General features: G+C 40.4%; 2 protein-coding genes. Both read right to left on the bottom strand.

The window, feature by feature from the left end; translation table 11 throughout:
* The coding region (locus DMP16_RS10410) for a hypothetical protein (RefSeq protein WP_143577236.1) at positions 1-426 on the bottom strand (426 nt) is incomplete at its 3' end.
* Positions 407-697, bottom strand: coding sequence for a CRISPR-associated endonuclease Cas2 (cas2, locus tag DMP16_RS10405; RefSeq protein WP_069284488.1), 291 nt, complete (start codon positions 695-697; stop codon positions 407-409). The genes cas2 and DMP16_RS10410, both read right to left, overlap by 20 nt.
* Positions 698-780: the final 83 nt, after the last annotated feature.

Raw genomic sequence — 780 nt, 5'->3', positions numbered from 1 at the left:
GGTATTTAGCTTTTCTGCAATGTACTCTAATACCCTACTGTTGGGTACAACCATGTAACCGAAGAGGGGGAGGTCCTCAAATATTGGGGGTGTAGTTGGAACAACGAGTGTTGAGCACACTAAGTGGTCTTGCATGCACATGTAGGAGTATATAACACTCCTCATAAGTAAATACTTAGGGAACTCTTCACCCCTTGTAATGGTGAACTCAATTGCTAAATTTTCTATTAGACCGTCAGGAATCCCTACTATCTTAGCCCACTCACCAAAGTTGAAATAGATCTCAAACGTCTTCTTTTCACCAAAACTGATTTCAGTTTCACGCTCATAGTTTAGCCTTAGATCCCTCTCTTGTGAGTACTTCTCAAGTGTATACTTACCTCTGAGTTCACACACTGATATATCGTCAAGTATCCTCGCCGGCAACGTATACCTGTAGTTCGTTCTTCGATATCTTATCCTTGATGATGATAAGAGCTCTTGAGATGTCAACGTTTTGGACTGGAACGATAACCACTGAGTCTCTCTCTTCAAGATATTTAGCAACTCTTTCCGATATGAGGAGGGCTCTATTCCAGGAGAGTCTCCCTGCATAGACTGATCTAGATATAAATGATAGACCGTAACGGCGTAGTAGCCTCCTAACCTTACCTCTGATCTTTTCATCTGAAATGTCATATGCAACGACCACGTACATATATATACTTCATCTCTAGCAGTATATAAAAGTCTATTGTAACATCTCTAGTGTGTGGACAACAATTTGGTTGATATAAATTG

The organism is Sulfolobus sp. B1 (genome assembly GCF_007050195.1).
In the GTDB taxonomy this organism is placed as follows: domain Archaea; phylum Thermoproteota; class Thermoprotei_A; order Sulfolobales; family Sulfolobaceae; genus Saccharolobus.
The sequence above is the reverse complement of the archived record's forward strand: the minus strand, read 5'-3'. Positions and strand labels throughout refer to the sequence as shown.